General features: G+C 70.5%; 24 protein-coding genes. 13 read left to right on the top strand and 11 right to left on the bottom strand.

The features are described from left to right. The first annotated feature begins 32 nt into the window (after positions 1-32). From fdxA to AC4D2C_RS15020, 3 genes are all read left to right on the top strand, one after another. Positions 33-359 (top strand): ferredoxin, encoded by a 327-nt coding sequence (gene fdxA, locus AC4D2C_RS15030; protein ID WP_049829022.1) that lies wholly within the window; start codon positions 33-35, stop codon positions 357-359. Continuing rightward, positions 360-1,559, top strand: coding sequence for a succinyldiaminopimelate transaminase (dapC, locus tag AC4D2C_RS15025; RefSeq protein WP_490915652.1), 1,200 nt, complete (start codon positions 360-362; stop codon positions 1,557-1,559). A gap of 123 nt (positions 1,560-1,682) precedes the next feature. Beyond that, entirely contained in the window at positions 1,683-2,966 is a 1,284-nt protein-coding gene (locus tag AC4D2C_RS15020) for a citrate synthase (protein ID WP_490907713.1), read from the top strand. Positions 2,967-3,040: 74 nt separating this feature from the next. Here AC4D2C_RS15020 and galE read toward each other — a convergent pair whose 3' ends face one another. Then, positions 3,041-4,060 carry a UDP-glucose 4-epimerase GalE gene (gene galE, locus AC4D2C_RS15015; RefSeq protein WP_490907712.1) on the bottom strand — a complete coding sequence of 340 codons (1,020 nt, stop codon included), beginning with the start codon at positions 4,058-4,060 and terminating at the stop codon, positions 3,041-3,043. A gap of 270 nt (positions 4,061-4,330) precedes the next feature. Between galE and AC4D2C_RS15010 the strand changes: the two genes are divergently transcribed. Next, positions 4,331-4,942: a hypothetical protein gene (locus AC4D2C_RS15010; protein WP_490915651.1), complete on the top strand. Its 612-nt coding sequence runs from the start codon at positions 4,331-4,333 to the stop codon at positions 4,940-4,942. Between the two features lie 73 nt (positions 4,943-5,015). Here AC4D2C_RS15010 and AC4D2C_RS15005 read toward each other — a convergent pair whose 3' ends face one another. Both AC4D2C_RS15005 and dapD read right to left on the bottom strand, forming a co-directional pair. Beyond that, positions 5,016-5,831 (bottom strand): hypothetical protein, encoded by an 816-nt coding sequence (locus AC4D2C_RS15005; protein WP_490915650.1) that lies wholly within the window; start codon positions 5,829-5,831, stop codon positions 5,016-5,018. A 66-nt stretch (positions 5,832-5,897) separates the two neighbouring features. Then, positions 5,898-6,869, bottom strand: coding sequence for a 2,3,4,5-tetrahydropyridine-2,6-dicarboxylate N-succinyltransferase (dapD, locus tag AC4D2C_RS15000; RefSeq protein WP_490915649.1), 972 nt, complete (start codon positions 6,867-6,869; stop codon positions 5,898-5,900). Between the two features lie 33 nt (positions 6,870-6,902). On the opposite strand from dapD, the gene dapE reads away from it, so the two are divergent. Beyond that, on the top strand, positions 6,903-7,994 hold the full coding sequence (gene dapE, locus AC4D2C_RS14995) for a succinyl-diaminopimelate desuccinylase (RefSeq protein ID WP_490915648.1): 1,092 nt from the start codon (positions 6,903-6,905) through the stop codon (positions 7,992-7,994). A 75-nt stretch (positions 7,995-8,069) separates the two neighbouring features. Here dapE and AC4D2C_RS14990 read toward each other — a convergent pair whose 3' ends face one another. The 4 genes from AC4D2C_RS14990 to AC4D2C_RS14975 form a co-directional block, all read right to left on the bottom strand. Next, the gene (locus AC4D2C_RS14990) at positions 8,070-8,939 is read right to left on the bottom strand and encodes an amino acid ABC transporter permease (protein WP_490915647.1); all 870 of its coding nucleotides are present in this window, start codon (positions 8,937-8,939) and stop codon (positions 8,070-8,072) included. After that, positions 8,936-9,613 (bottom strand): amino acid ABC transporter permease, encoded by a 678-nt coding sequence (locus AC4D2C_RS14985; RefSeq protein WP_490915646.1) that lies wholly within the window; start codon positions 9,611-9,613, stop codon positions 8,936-8,938. Before AC4D2C_RS14985 ends, AC4D2C_RS14990 begins: the two co-directional genes overlap by 4 nt. A 77-nt stretch (positions 9,614-9,690) precedes the next feature. Next, the gene (locus AC4D2C_RS14980; RefSeq protein WP_490915645.1) at positions 9,691-10,536 is read right to left on the bottom strand and encodes a glutamate ABC transporter substrate-binding protein; all 846 of its coding nucleotides are present in this window, start codon (positions 10,534-10,536) and stop codon (positions 9,691-9,693) included. Between the two features lie 62 nt (positions 10,537-10,598). After that, on the bottom strand, positions 10,599-11,375 hold the full coding sequence (locus AC4D2C_RS14975; protein WP_490915644.1) for an amino acid ABC transporter ATP-binding protein: 777 nt from the start codon (positions 11,373-11,375) through the stop codon (positions 10,599-10,601). Positions 11,376-11,491: 116 nt separating this feature from the next. Here AC4D2C_RS14975 and AC4D2C_RS14970 point away from each other — a divergent pair, with 116 nt between their 5' ends. From AC4D2C_RS14970 to AC4D2C_RS14950, 5 genes are all read left to right on the top strand, one after another. Further along, entirely contained in the window at positions 11,492-12,370 is an 879-nt protein-coding gene (locus AC4D2C_RS14970) for an LOG family protein (RefSeq protein WP_490915643.1), read from the top strand. 96 nt (positions 12,371-12,466) lie between these two features. Continuing rightward, complete coding sequence (locus AC4D2C_RS14965; RefSeq protein WP_490915642.1) at positions 12,467-12,919, top strand: DivIVA domain-containing protein; 453 nt, start codon at positions 12,467-12,469, stop codon at positions 12,917-12,919. Then, on the top strand, positions 12,913-13,533 hold the full coding sequence (locus AC4D2C_RS14960) for a DNA-3-methyladenine glycosylase I (RefSeq protein WP_490915641.1): 621 nt from the start codon (positions 12,913-12,915) through the stop codon (positions 13,531-13,533). Before AC4D2C_RS14965 ends, AC4D2C_RS14960 begins: the two co-directional genes overlap by 7 nt. Continuing rightward, on the top strand, positions 13,530-14,768 hold the full coding sequence (locus tag AC4D2C_RS14955; protein ID WP_490915640.1) for a hypothetical protein: 1,239 nt from the start codon (positions 13,530-13,532) through the stop codon (positions 14,766-14,768). The genes AC4D2C_RS14960 and AC4D2C_RS14955 overlap by 4 nt, the downstream gene beginning before the upstream one ends. 163 nt (positions 14,769-14,931) lie before the next feature. Then, on the top strand, positions 14,932-15,099 hold the full coding sequence (locus AC4D2C_RS14950) for a DUF3117 domain-containing protein (protein WP_104049533.1): 168 nt from the start codon (positions 14,932-14,934) through the stop codon (positions 15,097-15,099). 9 nt (positions 15,100-15,108) lie between these two features. Here the strand turns inward: AC4D2C_RS14950 and AC4D2C_RS14945 are convergent, their stop codons facing one another. Beyond that, the gene (locus tag AC4D2C_RS14945; RefSeq protein WP_490907699.1) at positions 15,109-15,747 is read right to left on the bottom strand and encodes an O-methyltransferase; all 639 of its coding nucleotides are present in this window, start codon (positions 15,745-15,747) and stop codon (positions 15,109-15,111) included. A 321-nt stretch (positions 15,748-16,068) separates the two neighbouring features. On the opposite strand from AC4D2C_RS14945, the gene sigE reads away from it, so the two are divergent. The 3 genes from sigE (at position 16,069) to AC4D2C_RS14930 (ending at position 18,230) form a co-directional block, all read left to right on the top strand. Next, on the top strand, positions 16,069-16,719 hold the full coding sequence (gene sigE / locus AC4D2C_RS14940; RefSeq protein WP_490915639.1) for an RNA polymerase sigma factor SigE: 651 nt from the start codon (positions 16,069-16,071) through the stop codon (positions 16,717-16,719). A 5-nt stretch (positions 16,720-16,724) separates the two neighbouring features. Beyond that, the gene (locus AC4D2C_RS14935; RefSeq protein ID WP_490915638.1) at positions 16,725-17,708 is read left to right on the top strand and encodes an anti-sigma factor family protein; all 984 of its coding nucleotides are present in this window, start codon (positions 16,725-16,727) and stop codon (positions 17,706-17,708) included. Between the two features lie 108 nt (positions 17,709-17,816). Beyond that, complete coding sequence (locus AC4D2C_RS14930; protein ID WP_490915637.1) at positions 17,817-18,230, top strand: sec-independent translocase; 414 nt, start codon at positions 17,817-17,819, stop codon at positions 18,228-18,230. 30 nt (positions 18,231-18,260) lie between these two features. On the opposite strand, the gene AC4D2C_RS14925 is transcribed toward AC4D2C_RS14930, so the two are convergent. The 3 genes from AC4D2C_RS14925 to AC4D2C_RS14915 are packed head-to-tail and all read right to left on the bottom strand — an operon-like array spanning position 18,261 to position 21,263. Continuing rightward, positions 18,261-19,391, bottom strand: coding sequence for an Mrp/NBP35 family ATP-binding protein (locus AC4D2C_RS14925; protein WP_490915636.1), 1,131 nt, complete (start codon positions 19,389-19,391; stop codon positions 18,261-18,263). After that, positions 19,388-19,987 carry a DUF1003 domain-containing protein gene (locus AC4D2C_RS14920; protein ID WP_490915635.1) on the bottom strand — a complete coding sequence of 200 codons (600 nt, stop codon included), beginning with the start codon at positions 19,985-19,987 and terminating at the stop codon, positions 19,388-19,390. The genes AC4D2C_RS14925 and AC4D2C_RS14920 overlap by 4 nt, the downstream gene beginning before the upstream one ends. Beyond that, positions 19,980-21,263 carry a magnesium transporter MgtE N-terminal domain-containing protein gene (locus AC4D2C_RS14915; RefSeq protein WP_490915634.1) on the bottom strand — a complete coding sequence of 428 codons (1,284 nt, stop codon included), beginning with the start codon at positions 21,261-21,263 and terminating at the stop codon, positions 19,980-19,982. Before AC4D2C_RS14915 ends, AC4D2C_RS14920 begins: the two co-directional genes overlap by 8 nt. Positions 21,264-21,287 lie beyond the last annotated feature (24 nt).

The following is a 21,287-nucleotide window of genomic DNA, read 5'->3' as shown; positions in this document are numbered from 1 at the left end:
GCCGACCCCGGATTCAACGAAAGGCGTGGGACGTGACCTACGTAATCGCGCAGCCCTGCGTGGACGTCAAGGACAAGGCCTGTATCGAGGAGTGCCCTGTCGACTGCATCTACGAGGGCGAGCGGTCGCTCTACATCCACCCCGACGAGTGCGTGGACTGCGGTGCGTGCGAACCCGTCTGCCCCGTCGAGGCGATCTACTACGAGGACGACACCCCCGAGCAGTGGGCCGAGTACTACAAGGCGAACGTCGAGTTCTTCGACGACCTCGGCTCGCCCGGCGGCGCCGCCAAGGTCGGCAACACGGGCTTCGACCACCCGATCATCGCGGCCCTGCCGCCCCAGAACCAGCCCGCCTAGGTGACGGCCGGGGAGCCGAAGCCCTTCGGCCTGCAGCTGCCGGACTACCCGTGGGACGCTATGGCGCCCTACCAGGACACCGCGTCGCGGCACCCCGACGGCGTGGTGGACCTGTCCATCGGCACGCCTGTGGACCCGACGCCGGAGCTCATCCGCTCCGCACTGGCCGCAGCCTCCGATGCGCACGGCTACCCGACCACGCACGGCACCGTGGCACTCCGCGAGGCGATCAGCAGCTGGTTCGCGCGCCGCAGGGGAGTACCCGGGCTCGACCCGCTGGACATCCTGCCGACCGTCGGTTCGAAGGAACTGGTCGCGTGGCTGCCGCTGCTGCTCGGCCTGGGAGCAGGCGACGTCGTCGTGCGCCCCACGGTCGCCTACCCCACCTACGACATGGGCGCGCACCTCGCGGGTGCCACGCCGGTGCCCGCCGATTCCCTCGCCGACCTGCCGGACGACGTCCGGTCCCGCGTGCGCCTCGTCTGGATCAACTCGCCGGGCAATCCCACGGGTGAGGTCCTCGACGTCGACGCCCTGCGGGCCGTCGTCGACGACGCACGGTCCCTCGGTGCCGTCGTCGCCTCCGACGAGTGCTACGGCGAGCTGGGCTGGGGTCCGTGGGATCCGGCCGAGGGCGGCGAGCCGGTGCCGAGCGTCCTGGACCCGCGGGTCTGCGGCGGGTCCCACGAGCTCCTGCTGGCCGTCTACTCGCTGAGCAAGCAGTCCAACCTCGCCGGTTACCGGGCCGCCTTCACGGCCGGCGACCCCGCGATCATCGCCAACCTCGTGAACTCCCGGAAGCATGCAGGCATGATCGTGCCGCGACCCGTCCAGGAGGCCATGCGCGTGGCCCTCGGGGACGACACGCACGTCGCGGAGCAGAAGGACCTGTACCGCCGTCGTCGCGCGCTGCTCGTCCCCGCCCTGGAGGCGGCCGGCTTCACGATCAGCGGGTCAGCCGCAGGCCTGTACCTGTGGGCGTCCGACGGCGGTCCCACGTGGGACACCATCGGCTGGCTCGCCGGGCTCGGGATCCTCGCCGGTCCCGGGACGTTCTACGGCGACGCGGGGCAGGGCTTCGTCCGCGTGGCGCTCACGGGCAGCGACGAGCGGGTCGCGGCGGCCGCGACGCGCCTGGCCGAGGCGGGACCCCGTGCGGGCGGCCCTCTTGCCCCCGGCGGGGATGGGCAGCAGGATTAGTGCTCAGGGGCCCGCTGACGGTAGCGTTTGTCGCTGAATGTGCTGTTCCTGGAGTGACGTACGTCCTCCTGCGTAGTGATGATTTGTGGCGACGACCTCGCTCCAGCTCCTGAAGGAGAACCAATGACCGAGCACAATGCTGCTTCCCTGCACTACGACGGCGGGAAGCTCAGCCTCCCGCTGGTGCCCGCCGTCGAGGGCAACAACGGCTACGACGTGTCGAAACTGCTGAAGCAGACGGGCCAGGTCACCTTCGACCCAGGCTTCATGAACACCGCGGCCACCACGTCCGCGATCACCTACATCGACGGCGACGCCGGGATCCTGCGCTACCGCGGGTACCCGATCGAGGAGCTCGCGAAGAACTCCAGCTTCCTCGAGGTCTCCTACCTCCTCATCTACGGCAACCTGCCGACCCCCGAGGAGCTGAGCGCATTCGACGGACGCATCCGCCGTCACACGCTGCTGCACGAGGAGCTCAAGGGCTTCTTCGGCGGGTTCCCGCGGGACGCGCATCCGATGCCCGTGCTGTCCTCGGCCGTCTCGGCGCTGTCCACCTTCTACCAGGACTCGCTGGACCCGTTCGACGACGAGCAGGTGGAACTCTCCACGTTCCGCCTCATGGCGAAACTGCCCGTCATCGCGGCCTACGCGCACAAGAAGTCCATCGGCCAGCCGATGCTGTACCCGGACAACTCCATGAACCTCGTGGAGAACTTCCTGCGGCTCTCCTTCGGCCTGCCCGCGGAGCCCTACGACCTGGACCCCATGATGGTCAAGGCCCTCGACCTGCTGCTCATCCTGCACGCCGACCACGAGCAGAACTGCTCGACGTCCACCGTGCGCCTCGTGGGCAGCTCGAACGCCAACATGTTCGCCTCCGTCTCGGCCGGCATCAACGCACTGTTCGGACCGCTGCACGGTGGCGCCAACGAGGCCGTGCTCAACATGCTGCGCGACATCAAGGCCAAGGGCATGCAGCCCGAGGACTTCATGGAGAAGGTCAAGAACAAGGAAGACGGCGTGAAGCTCATGGGCTTCGGGCACCGCGTCTACAAGAACTACGACCCGCGCGCGAAGATCGTCAAGGCCACAGCCCACGACATCCTCACCAAGCTCGGCGGCAACGACGAGCTGCTCGACATCGCGATGCGGCTCGAGGAGAAGGCGCTCGCCGACGACTACTTCATCGAGCGGAAGCTGTACCCGAACGTGGACTTCTACACGGGCCTGATCTACAAGGCCATGGGGTTCCCCGAGAAGATGTTCACCGTGCTCTTCGCGATCGGTCGCCTGCCGGGCTGGATCGCCCAGTGGCGCGAGATGATGCAGGACCCGCAGACGAAGATCGGCCGGCCCCGCCAGCTGTACACGGGCGAGGCGGAGCGCCACTACCCCGCGAACTGATCCCCGGCACGACGGCGGCCGCCCACCTCAGGTGGGCGGCCGCCGTCGTGCGTGGGCCGGGTTCCGCGGACGGGTCAGCCGGCCTGCGCGTAGCCCTGCGGGTTGTTCTTCTGCCAGCGCCAGTGGTCCTCGCACATCTCGGCCAGCGTCCGGTTCGCGGACCAGCCGAGGTCGGCGAGAGCGGAGGAGGGGTCGGCGTAGCTCACGGCGGCGTCGCCCGGGCGGCGCGGCGCGAACTCGTAGGGGACGTCCGTGCCCACGGCCGCGGAGAACGCTGCGAGCACCTCGAGGACCGAGGAGCCGTGCCCGGTGCCGAGGTTCCAGGTGTGCACGCCGCCGTGCGCCACGAGGTAGTCCAGGGCGGCCAGGTGGCCCTCGGCGAGGTCGACGACGTGGATGTAGTCACGGACGCCGGTCCCGTCCGGTGTCGGATAGTCGTTGCCGAACACGAGGACCTTCTCGCGCCGGCCCACGGCGACCTGCGCCACGAAGGGCAGGAGGTTGTTCGGGACGCCCGTGGGGTCCTCGCCGATGGTCCCCGAGGTGTGTGCGCCCACGGGGTTGAAGTAGCGCAGCAGGGCGATGTTCCAGCGCGGGTCCGCAGCCCCGAGGTCCGTCAGGATGTCCTCGATCTGCTCCTTGGTGCGCCCGTACGGGTTCACGGCGTCGAGGGGCAGCTTCTCGGTCAGGGGCACTTCCTCGGAGGCGCCGTACACGGTCGCCGACGAGCTGAAGACGAGGGTGCGCACACCGGCGTCGTCCATCACGCGCAGGAGACTCAGCGTGCCGCCGACGTTGTTCGAGTAGTAGTACAGCGGCTTCTCGACCGATTCGCCGACGGCCTTCAGCCCCGCGAAGTGGATGACGGCGTCGACCTGCTCCTCGGCGAAGATGGCCCGCAGCCGGGGCTCATCGAGGAGGTCGGCCTGGTGGAACGTCGGGGTGCGGCCCGCGAGGGCCGCCACGCGCTCCAGCGACGTCACCGTGGAGTTGAGCAGGTTGTCGACGACGACGACGTCATGGCCGTGTTCGAGCAGGGTCAGGACGGTGTGCGAGCCGATGTAGCCGCTGCCACCGGTAACGAGGATCTTCATGCTCCCATCCTAGGTCGGCAGCACCGGGGACCGGTCCCCGGCGCCCCGCCCGCCGTGCTCGGAGTGAAGGGGCCGGTGTGAAGGGGCTGCAACGGTGTCGCACAGGGCGTAGTCGTCGGTGGTGACGGTGCCACTGCCGAAGGGCACTGGCGGGCAGACCGGGCAGCCGTGGGCCAGGGCGGGCGCGCCGTCGAGTGCCGGTCGGCCTTTGAAGCGTCCTCAGTGCCGGGTCTACTGTAGGAGCAGCCTGACCGGTCCTGAAGGAGGCCCATGTCGTACCCCGAAGACGGCCACAGCGCGTACTTCACAGTGGACACCTCGGAGGTGCTCCTCGTGGCGCTCTACCTCAGGGACCGTGCAGGCCTGCGGGGTGTCGGCCTGCCGCCCCTGCCACCCGTGCGCCCCGCCGTCCGGGCCGTCGACACGGGCCGCCTGGCCCGCTCCGGGGAGGCCACGCTGCTCAGGGTCGAGTGGGAGGCGTGGTGGCACAGCCTGCTGGCGCACCGGATCAGCGCCGCCGTTCTGCCCGTCCCGCCGCTCTTCGAGGCCCTCGACGGCATGGAGGCCCTCAAGTCGCTGCTGCGGGCCCACTTCGGTGCCGCGATGGACTGGGCCGAGGAGCGGTGCGCGGAGTACGCCCTGCACGCCGGCGCGCGGGGAGCCGACAGCATGGAGGGCCTGCTGGCGCGCCTGATGCAGGAACGCGAACTCGAACTCGGCCGCGACGCCCACCGCTTCACCCTGCAGATCATCGAGCTGCCGCTGGGCGTCCGGCGGGCATGGTGGGTGGAGCCCGACAAGCTGCTCATGTGCCAGGACCTGTTCGACGACGAGCAGGCGTTCCGCAGCTATGTGGAGCCGGTCATCCGCATCCTGGCCTGACCCCCGTGTCCCGCGCCCGCCGGGTGGTCGGGGTGTCGCGCCCGCTACCGTCAGGGTGTCGCGCCCGCGACGGTCAGGGTGTCGCGCCCGCGACGGTGACGGTGAGCGTTCCGGGGGCCGTCGTCGTCGGCGTCCACCCGCCGTCGGACCTGACCCACTCGAGCCCGGAGTAGGCCACGGAGGTGACGGAGAGGGCGGAGGCGTGCGCCACGGCCCAGTGTGCGGCCGCCCAGCCGGCGGTGCCGGTGAGCTCCACGGTGAGCCGGTTCCCCTCGACCGTCCCGCCCAGCGCGCCGAAGACCTCCTCGGCGGCGGTCGCGACGGCGAGGGGATCGCCGGCGGCGGGCGGCTCGCGCAGGGTGCATTCGAGTGCGGCGGGGGAGTAGCCGGTCAGTGCCGAGGCGAACGCGCGGCTCTCGGGCTCGTGGTCCGCGTACGCGTCCGGGTAGGCGGAGCGCTGGACCGTCTGTGCGGCCACCGTGACCGGCAGCGTCTCGTAACCCGGTACCCGCACGAGGGCGTCGTAGAACGCCCCCGCGGCGTAGACGGGCGTCATGATCTGCTCCTCGGACCCCCACCCCTGCGACGGGCGCTGCTGGAACAGGCCCCGTGAGTCGGGTCCGGCGTCGTCGCCGTAGTCGATGTTCTCCAGCCTCGACTCCTGGATGGCCGTCGCGATGGCGATGGTCGCGGCGCGGGCCGGGAGGCCGCGGCCCACGGCGACGCCGGAGATCAGGGCCGCGTTCGCCGCCCGGGGAGGCGTGAGCTCGAACGTGTCCGCGCCCACGGTGGCGCTGCAGCGTTCACGGACCAGTACCTCGCTGTCGTCCAGCTGCCGGCCGGCGACGACGGCGCCTCCGACGACGACGGCCGCCAGGGCGGTGAGCATGGCGCCGGTCCTCAGCCGGCGCCTGCGCCGGAGGACGGCGGCGGACGGACCCCGCGGAACCACGCGCTAGTTGGCGTGCAGGGCGGGGTTGAGGGCGATGCCCTCCCCGGTGCGGGGCCGCGCCTCGACGGCGCCGGTGGCGGAGTTGCGCAGGAACAGGATGCCGGACTCCCCGGAGAGGTCCTTGGCCTTGACAAGGGTCCCGTCCTGCAGCGTGACCTTGGTGCCGGCGGTGAGGTAGAGCCCGGCCTCGACCACGCAGTCGTCCCCGAGCGAGATGCCCACGCCGGATTCCGCGCCGAGGAGGCACCGCTCGCCGATGGTGATCCGCTCCTTGCCGCCCCCGGAGAGGGTGCCCATGATGGAGGCGCCGCCGCCGACGTCCGAGCCGTCGCCGACGACGACGCCCGCCGAGATCCGGCCCTCCACCATCGAGTGCCCGAGGGTGCCGGCGTTGAAGTTCACGAAGCCCTCGTGCATGACCGTGGTGCCCTCGGCGAGGTGCGCGCCCAGGCGCACGCGGTCGGCGTCGGCGATCCGGACGCCTGCGGGCACGACGTAGTCCACCATGCGCGGGAACTTGTCCACCCCGTGCACCAGGACAGGGCCGCGGGCACGCAGGGCGACGCGGACGGTCTCGAAGTCCTGCACCGGCGCCGGCCCGTGGTTCGTCCACACGACGTTGGGGAGCAGCCCGAAGATGCCGTCGAGGTTGATGGTGTTGGGCTGCACCAGCCTGTGGGAGAGCAGATGGAGCCGCAGATACGCGTCCTCGGTGCCGGCCGGGGCGGCATCCGTGTCGATGCTCACGTCGACGACGCGCTGCGTGACCTTGCGCGCGTTGTCCACCCCGGCCTCCGCGAGGGCCTCCAGCGAGTCGCGCAGGTGGGCGGACGTCGCGCGGTCCTCGCCGACCCACGGCGCGGGGAACCAGGTGTCCAGCACCGTTCCGTCCGAGGCCACCGTGGCCAGACCGGTACCACCGGCCGACTGCTGCGCGGAGGAGGGCATGGACCGGCCGGGGAGGGGAGGAGTCATGGGGCCCAGTCTACCGAGGGATAGAGTTGCAGGATGATCCAGACACCCGCCGCCGAGCTCGATCTCGGCTCCGACGTGGCCCTCCTGACCGCCCGGCTCATCGATCTCGAGAGCGTCTCGGGCAACGAGGCCGGTCTCGCCGACGCCGTCGAGCAGGCGCTGCGGCGCCTGCACCATCTCGAGGTGGTGCGCGACGGCGACTGCGTCATGGCGCGCACGCGGCTCGGACGGGCGGAGCGCGTCATCCTCGCCGGTCACCTCGACACCGTGCCGCTGCCGTCGGTTCCCGGCTCCCGGGGGACGGTGCCGTCCTCCTGGGACGGGGAGGTCCTGTACGGCAGGGGAGCCACGGACATGAAGGGCGGCGTGGCGGTGCAGCTGGCGCTGGCGGCAGTGCTCACGGAGCCCACCCGGGACATCACGTTCATCTTCTACGACCATGAGGAGGTCGAGGCGTCGCTGAGCGGTCTCGGGCGTGTCGCGGCCTCCTATCCCGAGTGGCTCGTCGCGGACTTCGCCGTGCTGCTCGAACCCACGGACGGCACCGTGGAGGGCGGGTGCAACGGCACCGCGCGCTTCCACGTGAGCGTGGCGGGCAGGGCCGCGCATTCGGCACGGGCCTGGCGGGGGGTGAACGCCATCCACGGGGCAGCCGAGATCCTCGTCCGGCTCCGCGACCACGAACCCGCCACCGTCCACGTGGACGGGCTGGACTACCGGGAGAGCCTGAACGCGGTGAAGATCTCCGGCGGCACGGCAGGCAACGTCATCCCTGACAGCACCGTCGTCGAGGTGAACTACCGCTTCGCACCCGACAAGAGCCCCGAGCAGGCCGAGGCCTACGTGCGGGCGCTGCTCGAGGGGTTCACGGTGGAGCGCACCGACGCCGCCGCCGGGGCGCGGCCCGGGCTGCAGCATCCCGCGGCCGCCGCGTTCGTCGCCGCGGTGGGCGCCGAACCCAAACCCAAGTACGGCTGGACCGACGTCGCGCGGTTCAGCGCCCTGGGCGTGCCCGCCGTCAACTTCGGCCCGGGCGACGCGCTCCTGGCACACACCGACGACGAGCACGTGCACGCCGACGCCGTCCGTGCCTGCCTCGCGGCGATGGTGGCCTGGCTGTCCTGACCGGCCGGGCGAGCTCCCGACGACGCAGGGCCCGGCAGCTGCCGGGCCCTGCGTCGTTCCTGCCTCCGGTCGACCTCAGGTGGAGGCGGCGTCCATCGCGACGGCCTCCTTCGCCGCGGGCCTACGGCCCTTCGTCCGGAAGCTCAGGAGCACGGACAGCCGGGTGGCCAGCGTCGAGAGGGCGAAGTTGATGACGATGAAGATCGCCGCGGCGACGAACAGCGACGGGATCACGTTGCCCTCGCCCACGCCGAGCCGCCGCATGTACTGCAGCAGTTCGGGATAGGTGATGATGAAGCCCAGCGCCGAGTCCTTGAGGATCACCACGAACTGGCTGATCAGGGCCGGCAGCATGGCGATGAGCGCCTGGGGCACCTCGATGTTCCGGAGCGACTGGTTCCGGGTGAGCCCGATCGCCATGCCCGCCTCGCGCTGCCCCTTGGGCAGCCCGTAGACGCCCGAGCGCACGAGTTCCGCGATCACGGAGCCGTTGTAGAGCGTGAGGGCGACGACGACGGCGATGAGCGGTGCGTCCTGGGGCTTCACGGCGCCGGAGCTGCCGAGCGCCAGCCAGAAGAAGATCATCATGAGGAGCACCGGCACCGCGCGCAGGAACTCGACGACGACGCCCGCGACCCAGCGGATCGGCGCCACGTGGGAGAGCCTGCCGACACCGAAGACCAGCCCGAAGACCACCGAGGTGACGATCGCGATCCCGGCCGCCTTCAGGGTGTTGACGAGGCCTGGCAGGATGAAGAACTCCCAGGTCCGCGACTCGAGGAACGGCGTCCACATGCTCGCGGCGAGCTGCCCCTTGTCGGCCAGCGCGGAGACGACCCACGCGAGGATGCCGAGGACGATCAGCACACCGACGATGTTGCCGATCATGATGTTCCTGCGCGCGCGGGGTCCCGGCGCGTCGAACAGGACCTGCTGCGCGCTCATCGTGCCACCGCCAGTTTCCGTGAGGCCCAGGTGGTCAGCAGTCCGATCGGGATCACCAGGATCACGAATCCCAGGGCGAACGTGAGGAAGATCGGGATCACGAGGTCCGAGCGGAACTCGATCATGGTCTTCATGAGGCCCGAGGCCTCGGCGGCCACGGAACCGGCGGCCGCGACGGTCGAGTTCTTGATGAGCGCGATCAGCACGTTGCCGAGCGGGGCGATGGCGCCCCGGAAGGCCTGCGGCAGGATGATGAGCCGCGCCGCCGGCAGGAAGCTGAGGCCGATGGCCCGCGCGGCCTCCGCCTGACCGAGGGGGACCGTGTTGACGCCGCTGCGGATCGCCTCACACACGAAGGCCGCATGGTAGAGCGCGAGGCCCACGATCGCGATCCTGAACAGGCTGACGTCGAGCTCTCCGGCGAGGTTGATCTGCATGACGGAGAACAGCCCGAGGAACCCGAAGGCGAGGATGATCGTCAGCGGCGTGTTCCGGAAGATGTTGACGTAGGCCGCACCGAACCACTGAAGACTCGGGATGGGCGAGATGCGGAACAGGGCCAGCACCGTGCCGATCCCGAGGGCCCACAGGGCGGCCCAGAAGGACAGCTGGATGTTGATCCAGAATGCTGCGGGCACGTCGTAGGTCTCGAACAGCGACAGGTAGTTCTCCACGGTTCACCTCTTTCCTGGTGGGGAACATGGCGTTGGTGGGGTGGTCCGCACGGACCACCCCACCAACGGGAGCAGTGCTAGGCGCAGGGCGCCGGGGTGGGCGGGTTCAGCTCTGCGTTGAAGGTGTAGTCGGCACCCTCGGTGTTGCGGGTGATGGCCTCTTCCCAGTCACCGTCGTCGATCATCTTGGTGATGGCGGCGTTGATGTCCTCGCAGCGGTCGCTGCCCTTGGTCAGGCCGACGCCGTAGTTCTCCTCGGAGAACGTGTTGCCGACGACCTTGAACTTGCCGGCGTTGGCTTCCTGCGCAGCGAGGCCGGCGAGGATGATGTCGTCGGTGGTGACCGCGTCGATCTGGCCGCCGCCCATCGCCGTGACGCACTCGGCGTAGCCCGGCTGCTCGACGAGCTGCACGCCGGGGTACTGGTCCTTGATCTTCTGCGCGGACGTGGAGCCCGTGACCGAGCAGAGGTTCTTGCCCTCGAGGTCCTCGGGGCCCGTGATGTCGCTGTCCGTGGGCACGAGGAGGTCCTGGCCGGCCACGAAGTACGGTCCGGCGAAGTCGACGGTCTCCTTGCGTGTATCGGTGATGGAGTAGGTCGCGAAGATCATGTCCACCTGCTCGTTGGACAGGAGGTTCTCGCGGTTGGCCGAGGGGGCCTCGACCCACTCGATGTTCTCCTCGCTGACGCCGAGCTCGCCCGCCACGTACTTCGCGACGTCGACGTCGAAGCCGGAGTACGAGCCGCCCTCGTCGTACCCGAGGCCGGGCTGGTCGAACTTGATGCCGATGCGGAGACTCTCGCCGCCGCCCTCCGCACTGCTACCGCTACCGCTCTCGGCACTGTCGCCGCCGCCACAGGCGGACAGGGTCAGTGCGGCCACAGCAGCCACCGCGGCTGCTGCGTATCGGGTCTTCTGCATGGGTTCTCCTTGGTGTGCGGCCTCGCGAGGCCCTCGTGGATCGGGTGGGTGGTTGGACCTGGTCAGTGCGAGAGGATCTTGCCGAGGAAGTCCCGGGCGCGCTCGCTCTGCGGGTTCGTGAAGAACTCCTCGGGTGTGGCCTGCTCCACGATCTGGCCGTCGGCCATGAAGATGACGCGATCGGCGGCCCGGCGCGCGAAGCCCATCTCGTGGGTCACCACGATCATGGTCATGCCCTCCTTGGCGAGCGACACCATCGCGTCGAGGACCTCGTTGATCATCTCCGGATCCAGCGCGGAGGTCGGCTCGTCGAACAGCATGACCTTCGGCTGCATCGCGAGGGCCCGGGCGATCGCCACACGCTGCTGCTGGCCGCCGGACAACTGGGCCGGGAGCTTCTGCGCCTGGTTGTCGACGCCGACCCGCTTCAGCAGGGACATCGCCAGTTCCTTCGCCTCGTTGCTCCTCATGCCCTTAACCTTGACGGGGCCGAGGGTCACGTTCTCGAGGATGGACTTGTGCGCGAAGAGGTTGAAGGACTGGAAGACCATCCCCACGTCGGCGCGCAGCTTCGCGAGGGCCTTGCCCTCCGCGGGCAGCACCTTGCCGTCGATGGTGATCTCGCCGTCGTCGATGGTCTCGAGGCGGTTGATCGCGCGGCAGAGAGTCGACTTCCCGGACCCGGACGGCCCGATCACGACGACGACCTCGCCGCGCGCGACCTCCAGGTTGATGTCGCGCAGGACGTGCAGGTCCCCGAAGTGCTTGTTGACGCGCTTGAGGGAGACGAGAGGGCCTCCGGTGGACGCGGACGGAGCCGGTCGCGGTTCACTTGTCATGGGAGAAATCTAGCGAACTATTCCTTCGCGGCAATACACCCCGGTGCAAAGGCGGCGATCGTAATTCAAGAGCAATCAAAGCGCGCACGCCATCCAGCGTTGGTTAGCCTAGGAAAATGTCTCCTTCCCAGCATCCCTCCGCCGGCGACGACGCACGGCTCCTCGCGCTGCCCGAGGACGGTCAGGCCGCATCCGCTGTGCCTGCGGCGCCCGGGTCCAACGGCTCGGCCCGACCCCGCAGGGAGGCGTCGGCAGAAGGGCCCGCGACGCGGCGGAAAGGATCTGTGGAGCTGAGGCGCAGCCAGGCCACGATGCCGCAGGCGGACAAGATGCTCCTGGATGCGGACGACTCCGGAGGGTTCACCCGCACCGACCCGTGGCGCGTCCTGCGCATCCAGAGCGAGTTCGTCGAGGGGTTCGGCACGCTCGCCGACCTCGGGCCGGCCATCAGCGTCTTCGGGTCCGCACGCACGGCACGCGACTCGTCCTTCTACGCCATCGGCGAGGAGGTGGGCCGGAGGCTCGTCGACTCCGGCTTCGCCGTCATCACGGGCGGAGGCCCGGGTGCCATGGAGGCGGCCAACAAGGGCGCATGCGAGGCGGGCGGTACCTCCGTGGGTCTGGGGATCGAGCTGCCCTTCGAGCAGGGCATGAACGAGTGGGTGGACCTCGGCATCAACTTCCGGTACTTCTTCGCCCGCAAGACGATGTTCGTGAAGTACGCGAGCGGCTTCGTGGTGCTGCCGGGCGGCTTCGGCACGCTGGACGAACTGTTCGAGGCGATGACCCTCGTGCAGACGGGCAAGGTCACGTCCTTCCCGATCGTGCTCGTCGGCGTCGCGTACTGGCAGCCGCTGCTCGACTGGATCCACGGCACCCTGCTGGCCGAGGGGACCATCTCCGAGAAGGACCTCTCACTGCTGCAGCTCGTCGAGACGGCCGAGGAGGCCGTGCGCATCGTCGCCGCTTCGGCCGGCCACGACCACCCCGCCTGAGCCGTAACGGCCCAGGCCCCGGCCCCGGCCCCGGCCCCGGGCCAGGATCCCGGGTTCCGAGGCCGACGGCCGGGGCGACTCTGGCACCATTGCGGTGTGACTATCTTCCTGGTGATCCTCGCCATCCTGCTGGTCGGCGGGACCGCCGTCCTCGCCTCGGGCCGACCGCTGCCCACCCCCCTCCGGCGACTCGCGGTGAGCGCGCGGGACGGTTCCGCCGGCGGGGCCGGGCCGGCCGCCTCCGCCGGGTCGGAGGAACCCGCCGCACGCTGGGACGGGCTCGGCCTCGTGGAGCCCGTGGCCTCCCTTCCGCCCGTCCTGCTGCCGGAGAGCCCCTCGGCGCAGGACGTTGACGCGATCCGCTTCGGCCTCGGACTCCGCGGGTACCGCATGGACCAGGTGGACGAGGTCCTCGACCGGCTGGCTGTGGCGCTCGAGGAGCGGGACGCCGTGATCGCAGGGCTGCGCTCGCAGCTCGCCCGGCGGGACGCAGTGCGGGAGACCGGGCAGCACGCCGGGCAGCACGCCGGGCAGGACACGGCATGGTGAGCGGAGCCGTGCCGGGCTCGGACGGCCGCCTGCGCTGCGGCTGGGCGGTCGCGAGCGCGGACTACGAGCGGTACCACGACGAGGAATGGGGCCGGCCCGTCGAGGGTGAGGCAGCGCTCTTCGAGCGGCTGAGCCTCGAGGCCTTCCAGTCCGGACTGAGCTGGATCACGATCCTGCGCAAGCGGGACGCCTTCCGCCGTGCCTTCGCCGGCTTCGACCCGGCGGCCGTCGCGGCGTTCGGGTCCGACGACGTCGAGCGGCTCCTGGCGGACCCGGGGATCGTCCGGAACCGGCAGAAGATCGATGCCACGATCGCCAATGCCCGGGCACTGCTCGGCCTCCCGGAGGGCACCACGCTCGCGTCCGTCCTCGAGGACCATCGTCCGCCGCCGCGCCCGGCGCCCGCCGACCTCTCGGAGGTCCCGGCCATCACGGCCGAGAGCACGGCCCTGGCCCGTGAGCTGAAGCGGCTCGGCCTCCGCTTCGTCGGCCCCACCACGGCATACGCGATGCTGCAGGCCACAGGCTACGTCGACGATCACCTCCGCGGCTGCTGGGTCCGCTCCGTCCGCGACGCCGAGGCGCCGGCTATCGCCGGCGGAGGGCCGCCGTGAGCCGCACCGGCGCGGCCAGGACCCGCCGGACGCCGTCCCCCGCGCTCCCCTCCACCCTGGCGTCCAGGCTCTCCGCCGTGCACTGGTCCGTGCAGGTACTCGCGGTCTTCCTCGCCGGCCGCCTCGTCTCCACCGCGATCCTCCTGATCGCCGCCGCACGCCAGGGCCCGAGTCCGTGGTCCGGCGCGGCTCCCGGCTACGGCACGTTCATCAACTACTGGGACAGCGGCTGGTACGAGCGCATCTTCAGGGAGGGCTACCCGTCCGAACTGCCCCGGGACGACGCGGGCGTCGTCAGCCACAACCAGTGGGCGTTCTACCCCCTCTTCCCGGGACTGGTCCGGCTCCTCGACGCCGGCACCGGCCTCGGCTGGGGGGTCCTCGCGCCCGTGGTCACGGTCTCGGCCGCAGCAGGGGCCTCGCTCGTGGTCTACCGGCTCTTCCGTCTCCGCACCGCCCACCGGACCGCGCTCGCGGGGGTCACCGTCGTGTCCTTCGCCCCCGTGGCCGTGATCCTGCAGGTGCCGTACGCGGAGTCGCTGCACCTGCTGCTGCTCTCCTCCTCGCTCTACCTCGTGGCGACACGGCGCTACTACGCGGCGATGCCCGTCGTAGCGCTGATGTGCTCGGCACGGCCTGCGGGGGTGCCGTTCGCGATCGCGGTGGGCATCCTGTTCGTCGCGACGCTCTGGTCCGCCCGCCGCCCGGGGGCGGACCCGGCGCTCCGGCGGGCGGTGCTTCCGCTCTTCCTGCTGGGCGTGGTCTCGTCCCTCGCCGCCGTCGCGTGGCCCGGGATCGCCTGGGCTGTCACAGGACAGCGCGACGCCTATGTGGCTACCGAGACGGCCTGGCGCGGTGAGCCGCTCGCCCCGTTCGTCCCGTGGTTCGACGCGCCCGCCGCGGTGCTCGGCCCCGGGGCCGCGGTGCTGGTGGTCGCGGCCCTCGTGATCGGGGCCGCCGCGCTCTTCCTGACGCCGGCGGTGCGTTCCCTCGGGCTGGTGACCGGCGCCTGGTGCGCCGGGTACCTGCTGTACCTCGCTGCCTTCTGGGACCCGCAGTCCAGTACGTGGCGCATCCTGGCACCGCTGTTCCCGCTCGCCCTCGCGGTCGCGACCGTCGGCCGGGGCCGCATCCTCTGGGTGGTGTTGCCGGTCTCCGTGGTGCTCCAGTTCCTCTGGGTGGACCGGCTGTGGGGGTGGACGCCCACCGGCCCGGACGGGGATTATCCACCCTGAGTGTGATCCACGCCGCACCTGAATTAGCAGGAGCAGCCCTTGTGCTGAATAATGATGGTGATGACGTGCACCGCCGGACCTTTCATCGGGCGCCGGAGCGGAGCACTGTTTACTGTCGCGCTACCGCTGGTCGCGGTCGCGCCCTGTTGAAAGGGACACCCCCATGGCTGCCATGAAACCGCGAACCGGCGACGGACCGATGGAAGTCACCAAGGAAGGGCGCAGCCTCATCATGCGGGTGCCGATCGACGGCGGTGGCCGCCTCGTCGTCGAGCTGAACGCCGAAGAGGCGGGCAAGCTCAAGGACTGCCTGCTCACCGCCACGAACTAGGCAGCGCTCTCAGGCGCGCTGCTTGACCGCCAGGAGGAGTCCGGTGCCGGTCGGCAGGAGTGCCGACACGAGTGCCTCGTTCTCCCGGATCGCCTTCCCGATCTGTCGCAGCGTGTTGGTCGACTGCTCGCGCACGGCCGGTTCCGCCACGCGGTCCTGGTCCAGTGCGTCGTTGACGATCAGGATGCCGCCGTCCTTCAGCAGGCGTGTGGCCTGTTCCACGTACGCGGGAAGGCCCGGCTTGTCCGCGTCGATGAACACCAGGTCGTAGGCCCGGTCCGTGAGCCGCGGCAGCACATCCGCGGCGCGCCCGGAGATGGTCCGCGTGCGGTTCGAGGGGATCCCTGCCTCCGCGTACGCCTCACGGGCTGCGCGCAGGTGGTCGACATCGGAGTCGATGGTCGTCAGTACGGCGTTGCGGCCGAGCCCCCGCAGCAGGCACACGCCCGAGACCCCTGCTCCGGCACCGACCTCCACGGCGGTGGTGGCCTTCGAGGCGGCCGCGAGCACCGTGAGGGCGGCGCCGACCGCGGGCGTCACGGGCGCGACGCCGAGCTCGTGGGACCTGTCGCGTGCCCTGAGCAGGACGTCGTCCTCGTCCGGGAGTCCTTCGGTGTAGGACCAGCTGCTGTGTTTGTCGGCGGCCATGGGCGTCCGTTCTGTCGTTCGCGGGAAATCGTGCGGGAAATCATGCGGGCTGTCGGGTGGCGGGAGCCCCGCGTCAACACTACTGTGCGGCGCACCCCTCCTTCCATGCGGGCGGCCCGGCCGCAGTGCGGGAGGGTAGCGCATCCGACCGGCGGAGCGCCGCGCAACACGCGCGGTGCTGCCAGCTTGCTCCCAGCTTCGTGGGAAAGACTTCCCACTCGGGACATCCGGCATGCGTGCAGTCCCGAATCCCCCGTACCACGGCTCGTGCCCGTCAGCAGGAGCAGGGGCCGGTCCGGGATCCACGGCGAGAAGGGGTACATGATGTCCAGCGTCAAGGCGGCACGCGCCGCGATGGAGGCGGTCGCCGAAGCGGACGCGCCCATCCTCGATGAGCACGGCAATCCGTGGGTCGCGCCGTCGTGGGAGGAAGTCGTCACCACGTACTCGCCCAAGGTCTACCGTCTTGCCTACCGGCTCACGGGCAACCGGTTCGACGCAGAGGACCTCACGCAGGAGGTCTTCGTGAGGGTCTTCCGGTCCCTCGCCAACTTCAAGCCCGGCACACTGGACGGCTGGCTGCACCGCATCACCACGAACCTCTTCCTCGACCAGGCACGGCGCAAGACCCGGATCCGCTTCGACGGGCTCACGGAGGAGGCGGAGAGCCGCCTGCCCAGCAAGCACCCCGGCCCCGAGCGCAGCTTCGAGTTCAACAATCTCGACATCGACGTGCAGGCCGCCCTGGAGGAGCTGCCGCCGGACTTCCGCGCCGCCGTGGTGCTCTGCGACCTCGAGGGTCTCGCCTACGACGAGGTGGCGCAGGTGCTCGGCGTCAAGCTCGGCACCGTCCGGTCCCGCATCCACCGCGGACGCACGATGCTGCGCGAGAAGCTCGCCCACCGCGATCCGCGCAGGTCCGGCGGGAACGGCGCCGCCCTCGGAGTCCCGCGGATCGCCGGCCTGGGCTAGGACCGATGCTTCATCCCCAACGTTCGCTCCAGGACCTCGTGGACGGCGAGCTGTCCGATCGGCGCCGCATCGCCGTGGAACGGCACGTCTCCCGCTGCGCTTCGTGTGCAACGGCGGTCGCGCGCCTCCGGAGCCTCAAGAGCGCCCTGCTGGGCCTCCGGAACCCCTCGCCGGACCCCGAGTTCCAGCAGCGACTCCTCTTGCCGGCACTCGATACCGCGGCGTCCCCCGGCGGGTCTCCCGCAGGCGGGCGCGAGGCGCGCACCGGCTCCAGCGCCGCATTCGTCCGTGCGCACCACGAGCGCACGACGCCGCGACGGCGCCACCGGACGCTCGTCCTGGCGGGCAGCTCCGCCGTCGTCGCCACCACAGTGCTCGCCGGTGCGTACATCGTCGGCTCCGAGGCCGGCACGGCACCTGAGGGTGCTCGGGGGTCCACGGCGCTGCGCGCGGGCTGGGACTCCGTAGCGCCGCGCACACCCACCTATCTCGACACCGCCCAGCTCGAGACGCTGCGGGCCGGCGGCTGGTACTGTCCGGAGCTCGAGTCGCTCGGGTTCACGCTCCAGAGCGCCGAGGGCATCACGGTCGGCGGCAGGCCCACCCTCGAGCTGGTCCTCGAGAACGACGGCGACACGGTCACCGTCTACGAGCAGCGGAAGGTCGGAGACACCGGGAGCGGCGGCGAGCCGCCCCTGAACGCCGTCACCGGCAGCGACGTGACCACGGACGGGTTCGAGCACGTCGGCGGTGCCGACCGCGACATCTGGGTGCGCTCGGGCCGGCCGTGGCAGGTGGTCCTCGACAGCCCCACGGTCACCTACACCGTGGTCTCGGACCTGCCCGCGGCCGCGATGCCGCAGACCCTCACCCAGCTCGTGGCGACGGAGCACGCCCAGCTGTCGCTGGCACCGCAGGGCCAGGACGATTCGATGATGGAGCGGATCATCCGCGGTCTCTCCCGGATCACCCATCCCCGGGGAGACTAGGTAGCCGCCGGGCGACGCGGACGTGGACCTTCGACGGCCCCGACGTCCGGGTGTCCGAGGGTGCCGGGGGAATGTGTTCGGCGTGAGCCGGGAAGGTAGTCTTTTCACGTGTTGGGAATCAACGGCCTCGAACTCGTGGTCCTGGCGATCATCGCCGTCGTGGTGCTCGGCCCGGAGCGACTTCCGGAGTACGCAGCGCAGCTCGCGCGGCTCGTCAGGGGACTGCGGCGCATGGCGAGCGGAGCGCGTGAGCAGCTGCGGGAGGAAGTGGGCCCGGAGCTCGACGAGGTGGACTGGCGCAAGCTCGACCCCCGCCAGTACGATCCCCGCCGCATCATCAAGGAGGCCCTCCTCGACGACATCGAGGACGTCTTCAAGCCCGTGAGCCCCAACGCCCCCACACCCGCGGTCGCCGCTCCCGCTGCCGCAGCGGTCGCGGCCTCCCGCCCCGCCGTCCAGGTGCCGATCGGGCCCCGCCTGGAAGCCGGCGATCCCGCGCCCTACGACCGCGAAGCGACCTAGGCCGGTCCGGGCCGCCCGGTCGGAGCCGCCTCAGCGGACCCGGACGGGAAGCTTCAGGCCCTCCAGGCCACGCGGGCGACGCGCCAGCGCCGACGCTATCGTCGCCAGCTCCTGCCGCGCCCTCGAGTCCACGGTGCCCAGCACGAGGGGGACACCGGCGTCGCCGCCCTCCCGCAGCGACACGTCCAGCGGGATGCTGCCGAGCAGGGGGATGTCGGCGTCGAGCGTCGCCGACAGGCGCGCAGCGACGGTGCTCCCGCCGCCCGCGCCGAACAGTTCGAGCCGCCCGCCGTCGGGCAGTTCGAGCCACGACATGTTCTCGATCACCCCCGCCACCCGCTGCCCCGTCTGGGCGGCCATGGCGCCGGCCCGCTCGGCGACGTCCGCGGCGGCGCTCTGCGGCGTCGTGACCACCAGGAGTTCGGAGGCCGGCAGCAGCTGCGCCACGGAGATGGCGATGTCCCCGGTGCCCGGCGGCAGGTCGAGGAACAGGACGTCCAGGTCGCCGAAGTACACGTCGGTGAGGAACTGTTCCAGTGCCCGGTGCAGCATGGGTCCGCGCCAGGAGACGGGCTGGTTGCCCTCCACGAACATGCCGATGGAGATCACCTTCACCCCGTACGCCACGGGCGGCAGGATGAGCTCGTCCACGCGCGTGGGCTGCTGCGTGATGCCCATGAGGGCGGGGACGGAGAAGCCGTAGACGTCCGCGTCCACGATCCCCACCCGCAGGCCCTGCGCTGCCATGGCGGCGGCCAGGTTCACGGTCACGCTGGACTTCCCCACGCCGCCCTTGCCGCTGGCGACGGCATACACGCGCGTGAGCGACGACGGCTCGTTGAAGGGGATGCCGCGCTGCCCGCCGGCACCCTTGAGCCGTTCCTTCAGCGCATCCCGCTGCGCCTGGTCCATCACGCCGAGCTCCACCTCCACGCGCTCCACGCCGTCGACGCGCGAGAGAGCGGCCTCGGTGTCGGCCGTGATCGAGTCGCGGAGCGGGCACCCGGCGATCGTCAGCAGCACCCGGACGCGGACCGTCGCGCCGTCGACGGTCACGGACTCGAGCATCCCGAGTTCGTCGATGGGACGGCGCAGCTCCGGGTCGATCACGGTCGAGAGGGCGGCACGGACGGCGGTCTCGGCCGGCAGGTCGTGGTTCACCGGGAGGGCTTCCTCCCGGTGGACTGGACCCTCGGCAGCGACGTCGTGCCGTCGGACGGCTTGCGGGGCTTGCGTTTCTGCAGGGTGAGTTCCTGGCCATCGGTCGTCTCGAGCAGCTCTTCGAGAATCGAACGGAGTTCCGATCGCACGTAGTCTCGCGTGGCGACCTCGCGGATGGCGATGCGGAGGTCCGCGATCTCGCGCGTCAGGTACTCGGTGTCGGAGAGGTTCCGCTCGGCCCGGTGGCGGTCCTCCCGCATGGAGACGCGGTCGCGGTCGTCCTGGCGGTTCTGGGCGAGCAGAAGCAGGGGCGCGGCGTAGGAGGCCTGCAGGGAGAGCATCAGGGTCAGCGCCGTGAATCCCAGTGCCGCGCTGTCGAAGCGCAGGTTCTCCGGTGCTACGGTGTTCCAGATCAGCCAGAGCGCGACGAAGACCGTCATGTAGAAGAGGAACTGCGGGGTGCCCATGAAGCGTGCGATGTTCTCCGTGCCGCTGCCGAACCGGTCCGGGTTCGGTCGCAGGCGCGGGAGGAAGCGCTTGCGCGCCTCCCGCGGCGTGTCGAGTCCGCGTGAATTCGATCGGATCTTCTCAACCACGGCGGTCACCTCGTCTCGGTACAGCTGCGTCGTCCTGTGCGCGCCAGTCGTCGGGCAGCAGATGGTCCAGGACGTCGTCGACGGTCACGGCACCGACGAGCCTGCCGTCCGTATTGACGACCGGCAGGGAGTTCAGGTTGTAGGTGGCAAGGATCCGCGACACCTCGCTGACGTTCGCCTGGTCACCGACCGCCTCGAGATCGGTGTCGATGATGTTGCCGAGCGGTTCCGGCGGCGGGTAGCGCAGCAGTTGCTGGATGTGCACCACGCCGAGGTAGCGGCCCGTCGGTGTCTCGAGGGGCGGGCGGCACACGAAGATCGAGGAGGCGAGCGCGGGGGTCAGCTCCTCCCGCCGCACATGGGCGAGGGCCTCGGCGACCGTGGCCTCCGGGGGGAGGATCACGGGCACAGTGGTCATGAGGGAACCCGCCGTGCCCTCCTCGTACTCGAGGAGACGGCGCACGTCCTCGGCGTCGTCGGGCTCCATGAGCTGGAGCAGCTCCTCCTTCTGCGCGTCGGGCAGTTCGTTGAGGAGGTCCGCGGCGTCGTCGGGATCCATCTCCTCGAGCACGTCCGCTGCGCGTTCGCGCGTGAGGGACGTGAGGATCTGGACCTGGTCGTCGTCGGGCAGTTCCTGCAGGATGTCGGCGAGGCGGTCGTCCTGCAGTTCGCCCGCCACCTCGAGGCGCCGCTTGTCGTTCATCTCGTGCATCGCCTCGGCGAAGTCGGCGGGCTTGAGATCGTCGTGCTGCGCGACGAACTGCGTGGCGCCCTGCGGCTCGTCGGTATTGCCGTGGAAGGCGTCGAGCCAGTCGATGATGAGGCGCTCGCCGCCGCGGCGTAGCCCGCGCAGGGGGGACACCGCGCCGCCGCGGCGCACGAACAGCTGGGAGACGTGCCAGTCGCCGGCGCGGTTGCGTTCCATCGCGATGTCCTCGACGACGGCGCTGCCGCTGCCGTCCCGGAGGGTGAGCCGGCGGTCGAAGAGCTCGGCGACGACGAGCATCTCGGCGCCGCGCTGCTCGAAGCGGCGGAGGTTCACCAGGCCGGTGCAGATGATCTGGGACGGATCCATCGACGTGATGCGTGTCATCGGCACGAAGACGCGCTTCTTGCCGGGCACCTCGACCACGAGACCCACGACTTGCGGGGCCTTGGCGGGGCCACGGTCGAGCACGACGGCGTCCCGCAGACGGCCCAGGCGGTCACCGAGGGGATCGAACACATCGAGGCCCAGCAGGCGGGCCACGAAGACGCGGGTGGGGTTGGTAGTCACAGCTCTAGGCTATCGGCCCGGACG

This window comes from Arthrobacter sp. TJ-240 (genome assembly GCF_058269195.1).
The sequence above is the reverse complement of the archived record's forward strand: the minus strand, read 5'-3'. Positions and strand labels throughout refer to the sequence as shown.